Origin of the sequence: Streptomyces dryopteridis (assembly GCF_049606955.1) — a bacterium.
Lineage (GTDB): Bacteria > Actinomycetota > Actinomycetes > Streptomycetales > Streptomycetaceae > Streptomyces.
Genome location: NZ_CP187113.1, coordinates 5,016,183 through 5,030,942 on the forward strand (window position 1 = coordinate 5,016,183; position 14,760 = coordinate 5,030,942).

The 14,760-nt window shown below is 72.5% G+C and carries 17 protein-coding genes; 11 read left to right on the top strand and 6 right to left on the bottom strand.

The window, feature by feature from the left end; translation table 11 throughout:
- Nucleotides 1–201 precede the first annotated feature (201 nt).
- From ACN20G_RS21460 to moaA, 3 genes are all read left to right on the top strand, one after another.
- Nucleotides 202–552 (top strand): DUF485 domain-containing protein, encoded by a 351-nt coding sequence (locus ACN20G_RS21460; RefSeq protein WP_424214431.1) that lies wholly within the window; start codon nucleotides 202–204, stop codon nucleotides 550–552.
- Nucleotides 549–2,174 carry a solute symporter family protein gene (locus tag ACN20G_RS21465; RefSeq protein ID WP_424214432.1) on the top strand — a complete coding sequence of 542 codons (1,626 nt, stop codon included), beginning with the start codon at nucleotides 549–551 and terminating at the stop codon, nucleotides 2,172–2,174. The genes ACN20G_RS21460 and ACN20G_RS21465 overlap by 4 nt, the downstream gene beginning before the upstream one ends.
- A 156-nt stretch (nucleotides 2,175–2,330) precedes the next feature.
- Nucleotides 2,331–3,320, top strand: coding sequence for a GTP 3',8-cyclase MoaA (gene moaA / locus ACN20G_RS21470; protein ID WP_424214433.1), 990 nt, complete (start codon nucleotides 2,331–2,333; stop codon nucleotides 3,318–3,320).
- Nucleotides 3,321–3,413: 93 nt separating this feature from the next.
- Here moaA and ACN20G_RS21475 read toward each other — a convergent pair whose 3' ends face one another.
- Together ACN20G_RS21475 and ACN20G_RS21480 are read right to left on the bottom strand one after the other, a co-directional pair.
- Nucleotides 3,414–3,701: a hypothetical protein gene (locus ACN20G_RS21475; protein WP_424214434.1), complete on the bottom strand. Its 288-nt coding sequence runs from the start codon at nucleotides 3,699–3,701 to the stop codon at nucleotides 3,414–3,416.
- A 195-nt stretch (nucleotides 3,702–3,896) separates the two neighbouring features.
- Nucleotides 3,897–4,238, bottom strand: coding sequence for a DUF3099 domain-containing protein (locus ACN20G_RS21480; RefSeq protein WP_424214435.1), 342 nt, complete (start codon nucleotides 4,236–4,238; stop codon nucleotides 3,897–3,899).
- 176 nt (nucleotides 4,239–4,414) lie between these two features.
- On the opposite strand from ACN20G_RS21480, the gene ACN20G_RS21485 reads away from it, so the two are divergent.
- Nucleotides 4,415–4,690, top strand: a complete 276-nt coding sequence (locus ACN20G_RS21485) for a GlsB/YeaQ/YmgE family stress response membrane protein (protein WP_424214436.1) — start codon at nucleotides 4,415–4,417, stop codon at nucleotides 4,688–4,690.
- A 75-nt stretch (nucleotides 4,691–4,765) separates the two neighbouring features.
- Here ACN20G_RS21485 and tyrS read toward each other — a convergent pair whose 3' ends face one another.
- The 3 genes from tyrS to ACN20G_RS21500 all read right to left on the bottom strand — a co-directional run bounded on the left by tyrS (nucleotide 4,766) and on the right by ACN20G_RS21500 (nucleotide 9,081).
- A complete protein-coding gene (tyrS, locus tag ACN20G_RS21490; RefSeq protein WP_424214437.1) occupies nucleotides 4,766–6,031 on the bottom strand; it encodes a tyrosine--tRNA ligase in 1,266 nt (421 codons plus the stop codon).
- Between the two features lie 126 nt (nucleotides 6,032–6,157).
- Nucleotides 6,158–7,558 (bottom strand): metallopeptidase TldD-related protein, encoded by a 1,401-nt coding sequence (locus ACN20G_RS21495; RefSeq protein WP_424214438.1) that lies wholly within the window; start codon nucleotides 7,556–7,558, stop codon nucleotides 6,158–6,160.
- Nucleotides 7,558–9,081: a TldD/PmbA family protein gene (locus ACN20G_RS21500; protein ID WP_424214439.1), complete on the bottom strand. Its 1,524-nt coding sequence runs from the start codon at nucleotides 9,079–9,081 to the stop codon at nucleotides 7,558–7,560. The genes ACN20G_RS21495 and ACN20G_RS21500 overlap by 1 nt, the downstream gene beginning before the upstream one ends.
- A gap of 209 nt (nucleotides 9,082–9,290) precedes the next feature.
- Here ACN20G_RS21500 and fabG point away from each other — a divergent pair, with 209 nt between their 5' ends.
- The 3 genes from fabG (at nucleotide 9,291) to ACN20G_RS21515 (ending at nucleotide 11,488) form a co-directional block, all read left to right on the top strand.
- Nucleotides 9,291–10,010 carry a 3-oxoacyl-[acyl-carrier-protein] reductase gene (fabG, locus tag ACN20G_RS21505; RefSeq protein ID WP_424214440.1) on the top strand — a complete coding sequence of 240 codons (720 nt, stop codon included), beginning with the start codon at nucleotides 9,291–9,293 and terminating at the stop codon, nucleotides 10,008–10,010.
- A gap of 5 nt (nucleotides 10,011–10,015) precedes the next feature.
- Complete coding sequence (gene fabI, locus ACN20G_RS21510) at nucleotides 10,016–10,786, top strand: enoyl-ACP reductase FabI (protein WP_424214441.1); 771 nt, start codon at nucleotides 10,016–10,018, stop codon at nucleotides 10,784–10,786.
- A gap of 216 nt (nucleotides 10,787–11,002) precedes the next feature.
- Entirely contained in the window at nucleotides 11,003–11,488 is a 486-nt protein-coding gene (locus ACN20G_RS21515) for a hypothetical protein (RefSeq protein ID WP_424214442.1), read from the top strand.
- A gap of 3 nt (nucleotides 11,489–11,491) precedes the next feature.
- Here the strand turns inward: ACN20G_RS21515 and ACN20G_RS21520 are convergent, their stop codons facing one another.
- A complete protein-coding gene (locus ACN20G_RS21520; RefSeq protein WP_424214443.1) occupies nucleotides 11,492–12,187 on the bottom strand; it encodes a FadR/GntR family transcriptional regulator in 696 nt (231 codons plus the stop codon).
- 78 nt (nucleotides 12,188–12,265) lie between these two features.
- On the opposite strand from ACN20G_RS21520, the gene ACN20G_RS21525 reads away from it, so the two are divergent.
- The 4 genes from ACN20G_RS21525 (at nucleotide 12,266) to ACN20G_RS21540 (ending at nucleotide 14,758) form a co-directional block, all read left to right on the top strand.
- Nucleotides 12,266–13,585, top strand: coding sequence for a CynX/NimT family MFS transporter (locus ACN20G_RS21525; protein WP_424214444.1), 1,320 nt, complete (start codon nucleotides 12,266–12,268; stop codon nucleotides 13,583–13,585).
- Between the two features lie 4 nt (nucleotides 13,586–13,589).
- Complete coding sequence (locus ACN20G_RS21530; RefSeq protein WP_424214445.1) at nucleotides 13,590–13,706, top strand: SGM_5486 family transporter-associated protein; 117 nt, start codon at nucleotides 13,590–13,592, stop codon at nucleotides 13,704–13,706.
- Between the two features lie 201 nt (nucleotides 13,707–13,907).
- Nucleotides 13,908–14,114, top strand: coding sequence for a hypothetical protein (locus ACN20G_RS21535; RefSeq protein WP_424214446.1), 207 nt, complete (start codon nucleotides 13,908–13,910; stop codon nucleotides 14,112–14,114).
- Between the two features lie 125 nt (nucleotides 14,115–14,239).
- Entirely contained in the window at nucleotides 14,240–14,758 is a 519-nt protein-coding gene (locus ACN20G_RS21540; protein WP_424214447.1) for a SixA phosphatase family protein, read from the top strand.
- The last annotated feature ends 2 nt before the right edge of the window (nucleotides 14,759–14,760 follow it).

Genomic DNA, 14,760 nt, shown 5'->3' on the forward strand with positions numbered 1-14,760 from the left:
GGTCGCGACCACATCCGATCACCCTCTTTTCACCGCTGATCGCCGCTCGGCCCATCTCCTTCACCCGCCGAGGTGAACCGGTCCGCGCCCCGGCCCGTGCCGTTGACAAGGGGGACCCCCACGCCGTCCCCTCACGAACACCGGCGGCGGCCCGACTGCCCCCGCACACCTGCCTGCCCGCCCCAGCGAGGAGAGTCGCCCGTGTCCCCCGAAGCCGCGTCACCGCCGCCCCCCGCGCCGCCCACGCCGGAGGATTTCCAGCGGGTCCAGGCCAGTGCGGAGTTCGCCGAACTCCGCCGCGCCCACCGCTCCTTCGCGTTCCCCCTCACCGTGGCCTTCGTGGCCTGGTACCTGCTCTACGTGCTGCTCTCGAACTACGCGGGCGGCTTCATGGGCACCAAGCTCGTCGGCAACGTCAACGTCGCCCTCGTGTTCGGCCTCGCCCAGTTCGCCACCACCTTCCTCATCGCGTGGTGGTACTCCCGGCACGCCGCCCGCTCCCTCGACCCCAAGGCCGAGGCCATCAAGTCCCGCCTGGAGGCCGGAGAATGAGCAACGCCCCCACCCTCGTGCTGGCGGTCGGCGCCGACGAACGCCCCCTGGTCATCACCCTGTTCGGACTCTTCGTGCTGGCCACTCTCGGCATCACGATCTGGGCCGGCCGGCAGACCCGGGACGCCGCCGACTTCTACGCCGGCGGCCGAGGCTTCACCGGCTTCCAGAACGGCCTGGCCATCTCCGGCGACTACATGTCCGCCGCGTCCTTCCTCGGCATCGCGGGCATCATCGCCCTCAAGGGCTACGACGGCTTCCTCTACTCCATCGGCTTCCTCGTCGCCTGGCTCGTCGCCCTGCTCCTGGTCGCCGAGCCGCTGCGCAACTCCGGCCGCTACACCATGGGCGACGTGCTGGCCTACCGGATGCGGCAGCGGCCCGTGCGCACCGCCGCCGGCACCTCCACCATCGTCGTGTCGATCTTCTACCTGCTGGCCCAGATGGCCGGCGCGGGCGTCCTGGTCTCCCTGCTGCTGGGCATCACCAGCGAGGCCGGACAGATCGGCGTGGTCGCCCTCGTCGGCGTCCTGATGATCGCCTACGTCACCATCGGCGGCATGAAGGGCACCACCTGGGTGCAGATGGTCAAGGCCGTCCTCCTCATCGCCGGCACCCTCCTCATCACCTTCCTGGTGCTGTGGAAGTTCGACTTCAACATCTCCTCCCTGCTGGGCAAGGCCGCCGAGAACAGCGGCCACGGCTCCGCCTTCCTCGAACCCGGCCTCAAGTACGGGCTCACCGGCACCTCGAAGCTGGACTTCATCTCGCTGGGCATCGCCCTCGTCCTGGGCACCGCCGGACTACCGCACATCCTGATCCGCTTCTACACGGTGCCCACCGCCCAGGCCGCCCGGAAGTCCGTGAACTGGGCCATCGGCATCATCGGCGCCTTCTACCTGATGACCATCGTGCTCGGCTTCGGCGCCGCGGCCCTGCTCAGCCCCAAGGCCATCACCGACTCCAACCCCGCCGGCACCACCGCCGCCCCCATGCTGGCCGAGGAACTCGGCGGCGGGGCCGGCACCACCGGCGGCGCGATCCTGCTCTCCGTGATCTCCGCCGTGGCCTTCGCCACCATCCTCGCCGTGGTCGCCGGCCTCACCCTCGCCTCGTCCTCCTCCTTCGCCCACGACCTGTACGTGAACGTGATCCGCAAGGGCGAGGCCACCGAGAAGGAGGAGGTCCGGGCGGCCCGCTGGTCCACGGTGGCCATCGGCGCCGTCGCCATCGGCCTCGGCGCCCTGGCCCGCGACCTGAACGTGGCCGGGCTGGTCGCCCTGGCCTTCGCCGTGGCCGCCTCCGCCAACCTCCCGACGATCCTCTACAGCCTCTTCTGGAAGCGGTTCACCACCCAGGGCGCCCTGTGGTCCATCTACGGCGGCCTGATCTCCTCCGTGGTCCTCGTGCTGTTCTCGCCCGTGGTCTCCGGCAACCCCAAGACCTCCATGTTCAAGGGCGTCGACTTCCACTGGTTCCCCCTGGAGAACCCCGGCATCATCTCCATCCCCCTCGGTTTCCTCCTCGGCTGGCTCGGCACCCTCCTGTCCAAGGAGGAGCCGGACGCCGCCAAGTACGCCGAGCTGGAGGTGCGCTCCCTCACCGGAACAGGCGCGCACTGAAATCGTCCGAACACCTTCCGTGGCCGCGTCGTACGTCCCTACGACGCGGCCACGTCGCGTCTCGTCCGTTCCGGCACCCCGTCCCACCCGTCCGGTCGCGTAGGCTCGAATACAGCGCGCGACCTTCGACGAATCGGACCAGGGAGGGGGCCACCCGTGCTCATCGACACCTTCGGCCGCACGGCCACCGACCTGCGGGTCTCACTCACCGACCGGTGCAACCTGCGGTGCACCTACTGCATGCCCGAGGAGGGCCTGCAGTGGCTGGGGAAGAGCGACCTGCTCACCGACGACGAGATCGTCCGGCTGATCGACATCGCCGTCACCCACCTCGGGATCACGGACGTCCGCTTCACGGGCGGTGAGCCCCTGCTCCGTCCCGGCCTCGTCGGGATCGTGGAGCGCTGCGCCGCCCTCGAACCCCGGCCCCGGATGTCGCTGACCACCAACGGCATCGGCCTGGCCCGCACCGCGAGCGCCCTCAAGGCCGCCGGCCTCGACCGCGTCAACGTCTCCCTGGACACCCTGCGGCCCGAGGTCTTCAAGACCCTCACCCGCCGCGACCGGCACAAGGACGTCATCGCCGGCATGGCCGCCGCCCGCGACGCGGGGCTGACCCCCGTCAAGGTCAACGCCGTCCTGATGCCCGGCCTCAACGAGGACGAGGCCCCCGATCTGCTCGCCTGGGCCGTGGAGAACGAGTACGAGCTCCGCTTCATCGAGCAGATGCCGCTGGACGCGCAGCACGGCTGGAAGCGCGAGGGCATGATCACCGCCGGTGACATCCTCGCCTCCCTGCGGACCCGCTTCGAGCTGACCGAGGAGGGCGCCGAGGAACGCGGCACGGCCCCCGCCGAACGCTGGATCGTGGACGGCGGCCCCGCCACCGTCGGCGTCATCGCCTCCGTGACCCGCCCCTTCTGCGGGGCCTGCGACCGCACCCGGCTCACCGCCGACGGCCAGATCCGCACCTGCCTGTTCGCCACCGAGGAGTCCGACCTGCGCGCGGCCCTGCGCTCGGGCGCCCCGGACGAGGAGATCGCCCGGCTGTGGAAGGTCGCCATGTGGGGCAAGAAGGCCGGCTCCGGCCTCGACGACCCGAGCTTCCTCCAGCCCGACCGGCCGATGTCGGCGATCGGCGGCTGAGCGCCGACTCCCGCACGCCCGAGAGCCGGGCACCCCCGCGATCCGCGAGGGGTGCCCGGCTCTCGGCGTACCGGGATCGCGGGGGAGGGGGGCTCAGGCGCCGGGCGCGGGCCGCTCCGAGCCCGGCGGCGGGGACCACTCGGCCAGGGGCACCACGTCCTTGAGGAACCCGCGGATCCCGAGGAACTTCGTCAGGTGTTCGCGGTGCTCCGCGCACGAGAGCCAGGTCTTGCGCCGCTCGGGCGCGTGCAGCTTCGGGTTGTTCCACGCCAGCACCCACACGGCCGGGGCACGACAGCCCTTGCCGGAACAGATCGGGTCCTCGGGGTGCTCGCTGGGGGCGCCGAACAGGAAGCCGGCGCCGGTATCGGGGGAGTTCACGCACTCCACCCTACGAAACCCGCGCCCCGACCGCCCCGCCCCGACCGCCCCGCCCCGACCCCGTTCCGGGATCCGGACACGACGACGCCGGGCAGCCACGGGGGGAGCTGCCCGGCGTCGGACTGTCGCTCCGACGGGGGATGCGGAGCGCGTAGGCAGTATGGCACGGGGGACCCGTCCCGGTGCAGCCAATCGTCAGGATTGCTCTGAGCTTTCCTTGAGGTTTCCCGTCCCGAGCATCGGACGGGTCGGCGGCGGCACGAAGGTCGAGGGCAGGTGGGGGGTCGACTCCCGTCCCGCGTTCGCGATCACCACCGCGATGTACGGCAGCAGCACGCCCGCCGCGAGGGCCACGATCGCCACGATGCGCTGCACGTCCCACAACACCACCGTCGCGATGACCGCGACCGTGCGGATGAGCATCGAGATCACGTAGCGCCGCTGCCGGCCCCGCACGTCCTCGTCCAGGCCCATCCGGGCCCCGGTGATCCTGAAGACCTGGGCCTGACCGGCGCCGTTCCGTTTCGTCCCTGGCACTGTCCCACCACCAAAAATCCACCGCCGGGACCGGATCCCGGGCCCCTTCACGGTACGCGGTGCCCGCCGGACGGGGGAGGGCGGGTGCCCCCCGAACGGACCTGTCCGACATGCGGAGTACGTCCATCCGGTCGAGACTGGGCCCACGTGCGCACACCGCGCCCTGAGGAGGCGACATGCACTGGTTGTGGGCGATCATCGTCGGACTGGTCCTGGGTCTGATCGCCCGGGCGATCCTGCCCGGCAGACAGCACCAGCCGCTCTGGCTGACCGTCATCTTCGGCATCATCGGCGGGGTCCTCGGCAACGCGGTCGCCGGGTGGATCGGGGTCCACGACACCCGGGGCGTGGACTGGATCAGGCACCTGCTCCAGCTCGCGGGCGCCGTCGTGATCGTCGGCCTCGGCGACATGGTCTACCTGGCCCTGCGGGGCAACCGGCGCACGGTGTAGGGCGCGGCGACGGCGAAGGGGCCGGTCCCGGACTTCACGTCCGGGACCGGCCCCTTCTTGCGCGTGGACGACGGGTCAGCCGGTGACCTCGACCGCCGCCAGGTTCTTCTTGCCGCGCCGCAGCACCAGCCAGCGGCCGTGCAGCAGCTCACCGGCCTCCGGCACCGCGTCCTCGGAGAGGACCTTCGCGTTGTTCACGTACGCGCCGCCCTCCTTGACCGTGCGCCGCCCGGCCGACTTGCTGGCCACCAGGCCCGTCTCGGCCAGCAGGTCCACCACCGGCGCGAGCTCGGCGACCTTCGCGTGCGGCAGCTCGGAGAGGGCCGCCGCCAGCGTGGCCTCGTCCAGCTCGGCGAGGTCGCCCTGCCCGAACAGGGCCTTGGACGCCGCGATCACGGCGGCCGCCTGCGCGGGGCCGTGCACGAGCGCGGTCAGCTCCTCGGCCAGCGCGCGCTGCGCCGCCCGGGCCTGCGGACGCTCGGCGGTCTGCGCCTCCAGCTCCGTCAGCTCCTCGACGGACTTGAAGGACAGGATCCGCATGTACGTCGAGATGTCCCGGTCGTCCACGTTCAGCCAGAACTGGTAGAACGCGTACGGCGTGGTCATCTCCGGGTCCAGCCAGACGGCCCCGCCCTCGGTCTTGCCGAACTTGGTGCCGTCCGCCTTCACCATCAGCGGGGTGGCCAGCGCGTGCGCGGTCGCCCCCGGCTCCAGGCGGTGGATCAGGTCCAGGCCGGCCACGAGGTTGCCCCACTGGTCCGAGCCGCCCTGCTGGAGGGTGCAGCCGTAGCGCCGGTACAGCTCCAGGAAGTCCATGCCCTGGAGGAGCTGGTAGCTGAACTCGGTGTAGCTGATGCCCTCCTGCGACTCCAGCCGGCGGGCCACGGAGTCCTTGGTCAGCATCTTGTTGACGCGGAAGTGCTTGCCGATGTCCCGCAGGAACTCGATGGCCGACAGGCCGGCCGTCCAGTCCAGGTTGTTGACCATGACGGCCGCGTTCTCGCCCTCGAAGGACAGGAAGGGCTCGATCTGCGTGCGCAGCCGGTTCACCCAGTTCGCGACCGTCTCGGGGTCGTTCAGGGTGCGCTCGGCGGTCGGGCGCGGGTCGCCGATCTGGCCGGTGGCCCCGCCGACCAGCGCCAGCGGCCGGTGCCCGGCCCGCTGGAGCCGGCGCACGGTGAGCACCTGCACGAGGTGACCCACGTGCAGGGAGGCCGCCGTCGGGTCGAAGCCGCAATAGAACGTGACCGGACCGTCCGCGAACGCCTTGCGGAGCGCTTCCTCGTCGGTGGACTGGGCGAACAGCCCGCGCCACTTCAATTCGTCGACGATGTCCGTCACGGTCTTTTCGACTCCTCGGTGTGTGGTCAGATGTCCGACCAGTCTAAACGGGCCCGTCCCCCGCCCCGCCCCGACGTGTCGAGGCGGCGCGGGGGACGGCCGGGGGAGGGGCGGGAGCGGGCGGGCTCAGACGCCCTGGCTCACCGAACTCATGTTGAAGTCCGGCACCCGCAGCGCGGGCATCGCCGTCCGCGTGAACCAGTCGTTCCACTCGCGCGGCAGGGTCCGCTCGGTGCGCCCGGCCTCCACCGCCCGCGACAGCAGGTCCACGGGGGACTCGTTGAAGCGGAAGTTGTTGGCCGCGCCGACCACCTCGCCCCGCTCCACCACGTACACCCCGTCCCGGGTCAGCCCGGTCAGCAGCAGCGTCGCCGGGTCCACCTCGCGGATGTACCACAGGCAGGTCAGCAGCAGCGCGGGACCGTCGTGCCCGAGCCCGGCGACCATCTCGTCCAGGGACTTCACGCCCCCGGCCTCCAGCACCAGGTTCCCGAACGCGGGGGAGACCGGCAGCCCGGTCAGCTCCGCGCTGTGCCGGGTGGTGGTGAGCCGCTTCAGCTCCCCGTCGCCGATCCACTCCACGGGACCGATCGGCAGCCCGTTGTCGAACACCGACGCGTCGTCGCCCGAGCTGTGCGCGATCACGAACGGCGCCGACTCCAGGCCCGCCTCGCGCGGGTCGCTGCGCAGGGTCAACGGCAACGGCGACAGCCGCTCGCCCACCCGCGTCCCGCCGCCCGGCTTGGAGAACACGGTGCGGCCCTCGGCCGCGTCCCGGGCCGCCGCCGACCACATCTGGTAGATCAGCAGGTCCGCGACGGCGGTCGGCGGCAGCAGGGTCTCGTAGCGGCCGGCCGGCAGCTCCACCTTCCGCTCCGCCCAGCCCAGCCGGACCGCCAGCTCCTCGTCCAGGGCCAGCGGGTCCACGTCCGCGAAGTCCCGGGTGGCCCGTCCGGCCCACGCCGACCGCGAGCGGTCCGGGGACTTGGCGTTGACCTCCAGGGTCCCGTTGGGCTGGTCGTGCCGCAGCCGCAGGCCCGTCGAGGTGCCCAGGTAGGTGGAGACCAGCTCGTGGTTGGCGAAGCCGTACAGCTCCCGCCCGCCCGCGCGGGCCCGCGCGAACGCCGCGCCCAGGGCCGGCGCGAACGCGTCGAACACGGCGGAGGAGGTCTCGGCGGGCGGCGCCGTGAAATCGGCCGACGCGGGCACGCCGGACACCAGCTCCCGCGCGTCCTCCGCCGGCGCCGCCGTGCGCGCCGCCGCCTCGGCGGCCCGCACCAGCCCCTCCACCTCGTCGCGGGTGACGGCCGCGCGCGAGACCACGGCCGAGGCCGTGCCCTCCTTGCCGTCCACCGTCGCGATCACCGTCAGCGTCCGCCCCCGGGTCACCCCGTTCGTGGTCAGGGCATTGCCCGCCCACCGCAGGTTCGCGCTCGACTCCTCGTCCGCGATCACCACGCAGCCGTCGGCGGTGGACAGCTCCAGCGCCCGCTCGACGATCTCGTGCGGCTTGTGACTCGTCGCCATCAGCGTCCGGCCTCCTGGGTGGTGTTGAGGATGTTCACGTCGCGGAACAGGGCCGAGGGGCAGCCGTGGGAGACCGCCGCGACCTGCCCCGGCTGGGCCTTGCCGCAGTTGAAGGCCCCGCCCAGCACGTAGGTCTGCGGGCCGCCGACCTTCTCCATCGAGCCCCAGAAGTCCGTGGTGGTCGCCTGGTAGGCCACGTCCCGCAGCTGCCCGGCCAGCCGGCCGTTCTCGATCCGGTAGAACCGCTGCCCGGTGAACTGGAAGTTGTAGCGCTGCATGTCGATGGACCAGGACCGGTCGCCGACCACGTAGATCCCGCGCTCCACGCCCCCGATCAGATCCTCCGTGGACAGCCCGCCCGGATCCGGGGCCAGGGACACGTTCGCCATCCGCTGCACCGGCACGTGACCGGGGGAGTCGGCGAAGGCGCACCCGTTGGAGCGGCCCAGGCCGGTCAGCGCCGCGATCCGACGGTCGAGCTGGTAGCCGACCAGGGTGCCGTCCTTGACCAGGTCCCAGGACTGGGCCTCGACGCCCTCGTCGTCGTAGCCGATCGTCGCCAGCCCGTGCTCCGCGGTCCGGTCGCCCGTCACGTTCATGATCGGCGAGCCGTAGCGCAGCGAACCCAGCTTGTCGAAGGTCGCGAACGAGGTGCCCGCGTACGCGGCCTCGTAGCCCAGCGCCCGGTCCAGCTCGGTGGCGTGCCCGATCGACTCGTGGATGGTCAGCCACAGATTGGAGGGATCCACCACGAGGTCGTAGCGGCCCGCGGTCACGCTCGGCGCCCGCATCTTCTCCGCGAGCAGCCCCGGGATCTCCTCCAGCTCCCGGTGCCAGTCCCAGCCCGTGCCCGTCAGGTACTCCCAGCCGCGCCCGGCCGGCGGGGCGATCGTGCGCATGGACTCGAACTCGCCGCCCGCGCCGTCCACCGACACCGCGGTGAACTGGGGGTGCACCCGCACCCGCTGCTGGGTGGTGGAGGTGCCCGCGGTGTCCGCGTAGAACTTGTTCTCGTGCACGGCGAGCAGCGAGGCGTCCACGTGCGTGACCCCGTCGGCGGCCAACAGGCGCGCGCTGTGGTCGGCGAGCAGCGCCGCCTTCTCCTCGTCGGGCACGGAGAAGGGGTCCACCTCGTAGGAGGAGACCCACACCTTGTCGGCGTGCACCGGCTCCTCGGCCAGCTCCACCCGCTCGTCCGAGCCGGCCGCCCGGATCACCTTCGCCGACAGCTTCGCCATGGCCACGGCCTGCCCGGCCACCCGTGCCGCGGCGTCCATGGTCAGGTCCACGCCCGAGGCGAAGCCCCAACTGCCCTCGTGCACCACGCGCACCGCGTAGCCGAGGTCGGTGGTGTCCGAACCACCCGCGGGTTTGGCGTCCCGCAACCGCCACGAGGCGCTGCGGATCCGCTCCAACCGGAAGTCCGCGTGCGTGGCCCCCAGGGCCCGCGCCCTGGCCAGGGCCGCGTCCGCGAGGGCCCGCAAGGGCAGCGCGGTGAAGGACGGATCGATTCCGTGGACCACGGGCGGCCTCACTCTCCTGATCTCGGTGCCGAAGACTCGCACGGGGAAGTCAACCACGCCCGGTCCCGCCGACCACCCCGGTTTTCCCCGGCCTTTCTGTAGGGATTCGACACAGACCCGGGTGTCGCCCTGTCGATGCCGGATTCTGCGGAACCCCGACCGGCCCGATAGGTTTCCGGTATCCAGACTGCTAGCGAAAGGGTGATCCGTTGAGCCGCTCGGTTCTCGTCACCGGAGGAAACCGGGGCATCGGCCTCGCCATCGCCCGCGCCTTCGTCACCACCGGTGACAAGGTCGCGATCACCTACCGCTCGGGCGAGCCCCCGGAGGCCCTCACCGAGCTGGGGGTCCTCGCGGTCCGCTGCGACATCACCGACTCCGAGCAGGTGGAGCGGGCGTACAAGGAGATCGAGGAGAGGCACGGGCCCGTCGAGGTGCTGGTGGCCAACGCCGGCATCACCAAGGACACCCTGCTCATGCGCATGTCCGAGGACGACTTCACGTCGGTCCTCGACACCAACCTCACCGGCACCTTCCGCGTCGTCAAGCGCGCCAACCGCGGCATGCTCCGCGCGAAGAAGGGCCGCGTCGTCCTCATCTCCTCCGTGGTCGGCCTCCTCGGCTCCGCGGGCCAGGCCAACTACGCCGCCTCCAAGGCCGCCCTGGTGGGCTTCGCCCGCTCCCTCGCCCGCGAGCTCGGTTCCCGCAACATCACCTTCAACGTCGTCGCCCCCGGCTTCGTGGACACCGACATGACGAAGGTGCTCAGCGACGACCAGCGCGCCGGCATCGTCTCCCAGGTCCCGCTCGGGCGCTACGCCCAGCCGGAGGAGATCGCCGCGGCGGTCCGCTTCCTCGCGTCCGACGACGCCTCGTACATCACCGGAGCCGTCATTCCCGTTGACGGCGGATTGGGCATGGGTCACTGATCACCATGAGTGGAATTCTCGCCGGCAAGCGCATCCTCGTCACGGGTGTGCTGATGGAGTCCTCCATCGCCTTCCACACCGCGCGACTCGCCCAGGAGCAGGGCGCCGAGATCATCCTCACGGCCTTCCCGCGCCCCACGCTGACCGAGCGCATCGCGAAGAAGCTGCCGAAGCCGGTCAAGGTGATCGAGCTGGACGTCACCAACGACGAGCACCTCGCCCGCCTGGAGCAGGTGGTCCGTGACGAGCTCGGCGGCCTCGACGGCGTCGTGCACTCCATCGGCTTCGCCCCGCAGGACGCCCTCGGCGGCAACTTCCTCAACACCCCGTTCGAGTCCGTGGCCACCGCCATGCACGTCTCGGCCTTCTCCCTGAAGTCCCTGACCATGGCCTGCAAGCCGCTGTTCCCGGCGGAGGGCGCCTCGGTCGTCGGCCTCACCTTCGACGCGAAGTTCGCCTGGCCGCAGTACGACTGGATGGGCCCGGCCAAGGCCGCGCTGGAGGCCACCAGCCGCTACCTCGCCCGCGACCTGGGCAAGGAGAACATCCGCTGCAACCTGGTCGCCGCCGGCCCGATCGGCTCCATGGCCGCCAAGTCCATCCCCGGCTTCAGCGAGCTGGCCTCCGTCTGGGACCACCGCTCCCCGATGGAGTGGGACATGTCCGACCCGGAGCCCACCGGCAAGGCGATCGTGGCGCTGCTCTCCGACTGGTTCCCCAAGACCACCGGCGAGATCGTGCACGTCGACGGCGGTCTGCACGCCGTGGGCGCCTGACCGCACCCGCACCCCGCGTCCCGAGGGGCCGCGCGCACCGGAACGTTCCGGCGCCCGCGGCCCCTCGCGCGTTTCTTCGCTCGGACGCACGCCCGACCGGCTCCCCCCGGGTCGTGAACCGGGACGAACCCGGTCAGACTGGCCGAGTTGAGGGAGGGTGCGAGGATCCGGTCCGCCGGCCCCGCCCCGTGCGATCGACGACGAGGAGGTGCCGGGGTGCGCGCGAGGCCCGGACGAGCGGTGGCCCTCCTGGCGGGCGCGGTGGTGGTGACGGGCCTCGTGGCCCCCGTCCTGCCCACCGACCCGCCGCTCCCGCCGGCCGACGTGCGCGCGGTCGCCGCCCTCGCGGGCGCCACCGCCCACGGCGACCTCGCCCGGGTGGACGCCCTGCGCGAACCCGGGGCCCGGCCGCCCGTGGACCCGCCCGCAGAACCCCCGGCCCCACCGCCCCGGCCCGCGTCGGGGGGCCTGTTCGGCGCCGACTGCGCGGTGGTGGTCACCGGCTCCACCGTCGCCGCCGACTGCCACAACCCCTACCCGGACACCGACCGGATCCGGCTGCACGTGGAGTGCGACCGCTGGTGGGACGTGGACGGCGACAGCGCCGCCACCGCCGTCCTCCCCGCCGGCCGGACCCGACTGCTGGGCCGCTGCTGGAAAGAGGTCCGGGCCGCCTGGGTCACCCACCACCGGCAGGACTGACCCTCAGCTCGCGGCCGGGACCACCGCCACCCCGTCGCGCAGGCAGACGAAGGGGTAGCCGGCCGCCTCGGAGGCCGCCGCGTCCCCGTCCCCGCGCCGGATCGCCTCGATCAGCCGGGCGTGGTCCAGGTGCGCGGCCGGGGTCAGCTCGGTGCCCACGTCGGTGCGCAGCCACTCGGCGACCAGATCGCCGAGGTCGGCGTACAGCTCGATCAGCACCTCGTTGTGCGAGGCCGCCACCACCGCCATGTGCAGGCTCACGTCGGCCGCCACGAACAGCTCCGCGTCCCCGCTCGACCACGCCTCCTCCCGACGCGCGAGCAGCGCGTCGAGCTGGGCGAGGTCCCGTTCGGTGCGCCGCTCGGCGGCCAGCCGGGCCCCGGAGGACTCCAGGGTGGAGCGCAGCTCGGCGATGTGCCGGGGGTCGGCGCCCGCGAACCGGCGGTGCATCACCCCGGCGAGCTCGCTGGTGGCCAGCACGTAGGTGCCCGAACCCTGCCGGATGTCCAGCAGCCCGTTGTGCGCCAGGGCGCGCACGGCCTCGCGGACGGTGTTGCGGGCCACCCCCAGCAGCTCCACGAGTTCCGGTTCGGTCGGGATCCGCGATCCCACCGGCCATTCACCGGTGGTGATCTGGTTCCGGAGCTGGGCGATCACCTGGTCGACGAGGGCGGCGCGACGGGGGGAGGTCAGCGGCATGTCGTTCTCTCTCGGGGACGGCGCGAGTTTCCGGCGGACACTGGACAACCAATCATCCCATGATTCTATGATGGTCCGATGCACGACGACGAACTCCGTACCCTCGATCGGCCCACCGGCCGCCCGGACGCCCCCGCGTCCCCCGCCCTCGCGACCCGCGCCCCCGCGACCCCGCTTCCCGAAGGGCCCCGGTCCCGCCGGCTCGGCGCCTTCCTCGTCGTCGGCATCGTGCTGGCCGCCCTCAACCTGCGGCCCGCCATCACCAGCCTCGGAGCCCTCTTCGAGGAGACCCGCGAGGGCCTCCACATGAGCGGCACGGTCGCCGGCCTCATCACCTCCGTGCCCGCCCTGTGCTTCGCCGTCTTCGGCGTCACCGCGCCCCGCCTCTCGCGCCGCTTCGGCCCCGCCGCCGTGGTCTGCGCGGGCATGGCCGCCGTGGCCGCGGGCCTCATAGTGCGCCCCTTCGCGGACGGCGCCGTCGGGTTCCTGGCCGCGAGCGCCCTGACCCTGGCCGGCATCGCCCTGACCAACGTGCTGCTGCCGGTGGTCGTCAAGCGCTGGTTCCCCGACCGCGTCGGCACCATGACCGGCCTGTACTCGATGGCCCTGGCCGCCGGCACCTCCCTGGCCGCCGCCGCCACCGTCCCCCTGACCACCGCCCTCGGCGGGAACTGGCGCGACGGGCTCCTGGTGTGGGCCGTCCTCGGCGTCCTCGCCTTCCTGGTCTGGCTGCCCCTGGTCCGCGCCGTCCGCCCCGCCAAGGCCGACGCCGGCGCGAGCGCCCCGGCCGCCGCCCCGAGCGCCGGCCCGAGCGTCCTGCGCAGCCGCACCGCCTGGGCGCTGGCCGTCTACTTCGGCCTCCAGGCCACCGGCGCCTACATCACCATGGGCTGGCTCCCGCAGATCTTCCGCGACGCGGGCGTCTCCGCCGAGACCGCCGGCGTGCTCCTCGCCGTCACCATGGCCATGGGCGTCCCGCTGGCCTTCGTCATCCCCAACCTCGCCGGCCGGATGCGCAACCAGGGCCCGATAGCCGCCGGACTCGGCCTCTTCGGCCTCGTCGGCTACCTCGGCCTCTACCTCGCCCCCGCCGGCGGCGCCTGGGCCTGGGCCCTCCTCCTCGGCGTCTCCAACTGTGCCTTCCCACTGGTCATCACGCTGATCGGGCTGCGCGCCAAGTCCCCGGCCGGCGTCGTGCGGCTGTCCGCCTTCGCCCAGTCCACCGGCTACCTCATCTCCATCCCCGGCCCCCTCCTCGTCGGCACCCTCTACCAGCACAGCGGCGGCTGGGACCTCCCGCTGCTGCTGATGAGCGGGCTGCTCGTGCCGCAGATCGCCCTCGGCCTGCTCGCCGGCCGGGACCGCACGATCGAGGACGAATGCGGCATGAAAGACTGACGGCATGAGCGTCCTCGAACCGAACCCGAAGAACGGGCACAAGAAGCTCGGCCTCGTCCTCGGCGCCATGCTCGGCGTCACCGTGATCATCGCGATCATCGCCACGATCGCCTCCCCCTGACCGGCCCGGGCCCCCACCCCGACCCCGAGACGATCTCGGGGTCGGGGTGGGGGAAACCCCCGAGAGAAGCGGGGGACAGGCTCAGGGACGACTGGGGGAGAAACCCGATGGGCCCCGGCCCCCGCCTTCCGTAGATTCGACGGCAGAGCCCACCGCGCGCCCGCGCGGGCGGGCGCCAGCCCCTCGCCCACGGAGACGGACATGCCGGTCGACCCCCGCACCCCCGCGCGCCCCACCGCCTCCGCCCGTCCCGGCACCCGCCTCACCTGGTGGACCCCGGTCCTGCCCGCGCTGGTCTTCACCGCCCTGCTCCTGCTGCTCACCCTGGGCACCGGCGACGCCAACGCGGCCTCCGAGGGCGGCACCCTCGGCCGGATCACCGGCCGCGTCCTGACCGTCCTCGGCTGAACCCGACCCCGATGAGGGCCCCGGCCGGCGCGCGCCCGCACGACACGCCGGGGCGCGGTCGCCCGTGCGGGTGAGCCCCGATCCGCCCCGCACCCCGTCCCCCGATCCGTGCGAAGCTGAGGGCCATGAGCGCCGACACCATCCGCAGGATCGTCCTCCTCCGGCACGCCAAGGCCGATTGGGGCCAGGAAACCGACCACGAACGCCCGCTCGCCGACCGGGGCCGCAAGGACGCCCCCGTCGTCGGCCGCCGGCTCGCCGGGCTCGGCTTCGACCTCGACCTCGCCGTCTGCTCCACGGCCGCCCGCACCCGCGAGACCTGGAAGCTGGCCGTCGCCGAACTCGCGACCCGCCCCAGGACCGTCTACGAGGAGCGGGTCTACGAGGCTTCCCTCGGCGAACTCATCGCGGTCCTGAACGAGACCCCCGACGGGGTGGAGAACCTGCTGCTCGTCGGGCACAACCCGGGGATCCACGCCCTGGCCGACGCCCTGGCCGGGGAGGCCGAGGGGGACGCCCTCGCCCGCATGAACCGCTCCGGCTACCCCACCTCCGGACTCGCCGTGCTCACCTTCACCGGCACCTGGAAGTCCGTGGAACACGGGGTCGGCACCCTCGTCGACTTCTGGAGCCCCCACTCCTGACC

Excerpts from the sequence above, each read along its gene's own strand:
- fabI (WP_424214441.1), top strand. The coding sequence starts at position 10,016 with ATGAGTGGAATTCTCGCCGGCAAGCGCATCCTCGTCACGGGTGTGCTG.
- ACN20G_RS21530 (WP_424214445.1), top strand. The coding sequence starts at position 13,590 with ATGAGCGTCCTCGAACCGAACCCGAAGAACGGGCACAAGAAGCTCGGC.
- ACN20G_RS21520 (WP_424214443.1), bottom strand. The coding sequence starts at position 12,187 with ATGCCGCTGACCTCCCCCCGTCGCGCCGCCCTCGTCGACCAGGTGATC.
- ACN20G_RS21535 (WP_424214446.1), top strand. The coding sequence starts at position 13,908 with ATGCCGGTCGACCCCCGCACCCCCGCGCGCCCCACCGCCTCCGCCCGT.
- ACN20G_RS21465 (WP_424214432.1), top strand. The coding sequence starts at position 549 with ATGAGCAACGCCCCCACCCTCGTGCTGGCGGTCGGCGCCGACGAACGC.
- ACN20G_RS21540 (WP_424214447.1), top strand. The coding sequence starts at position 14,240 with ATGAGCGCCGACACCATCCGCAGGATCGTCCTCCTCCGGCACGCCAAG.
- ACN20G_RS21485 (WP_424214436.1), top strand. The coding sequence starts at position 4,415 with ATGCACTGGTTGTGGGCGATCATCGTCGGACTGGTCCTGGGTCTGATC.
- ACN20G_RS21495 (WP_424214438.1), bottom strand. The coding sequence starts at position 7,558 with ATGGCGACGAGTCACAAGCCGCACGAGATCGTCGAGCGGGCGCTGGAG.
- ACN20G_RS21525 (WP_424214444.1), top strand. The coding sequence starts at position 12,266 with ATGCACGACGACGAACTCCGTACCCTCGATCGGCCCACCGGCCGCCCG.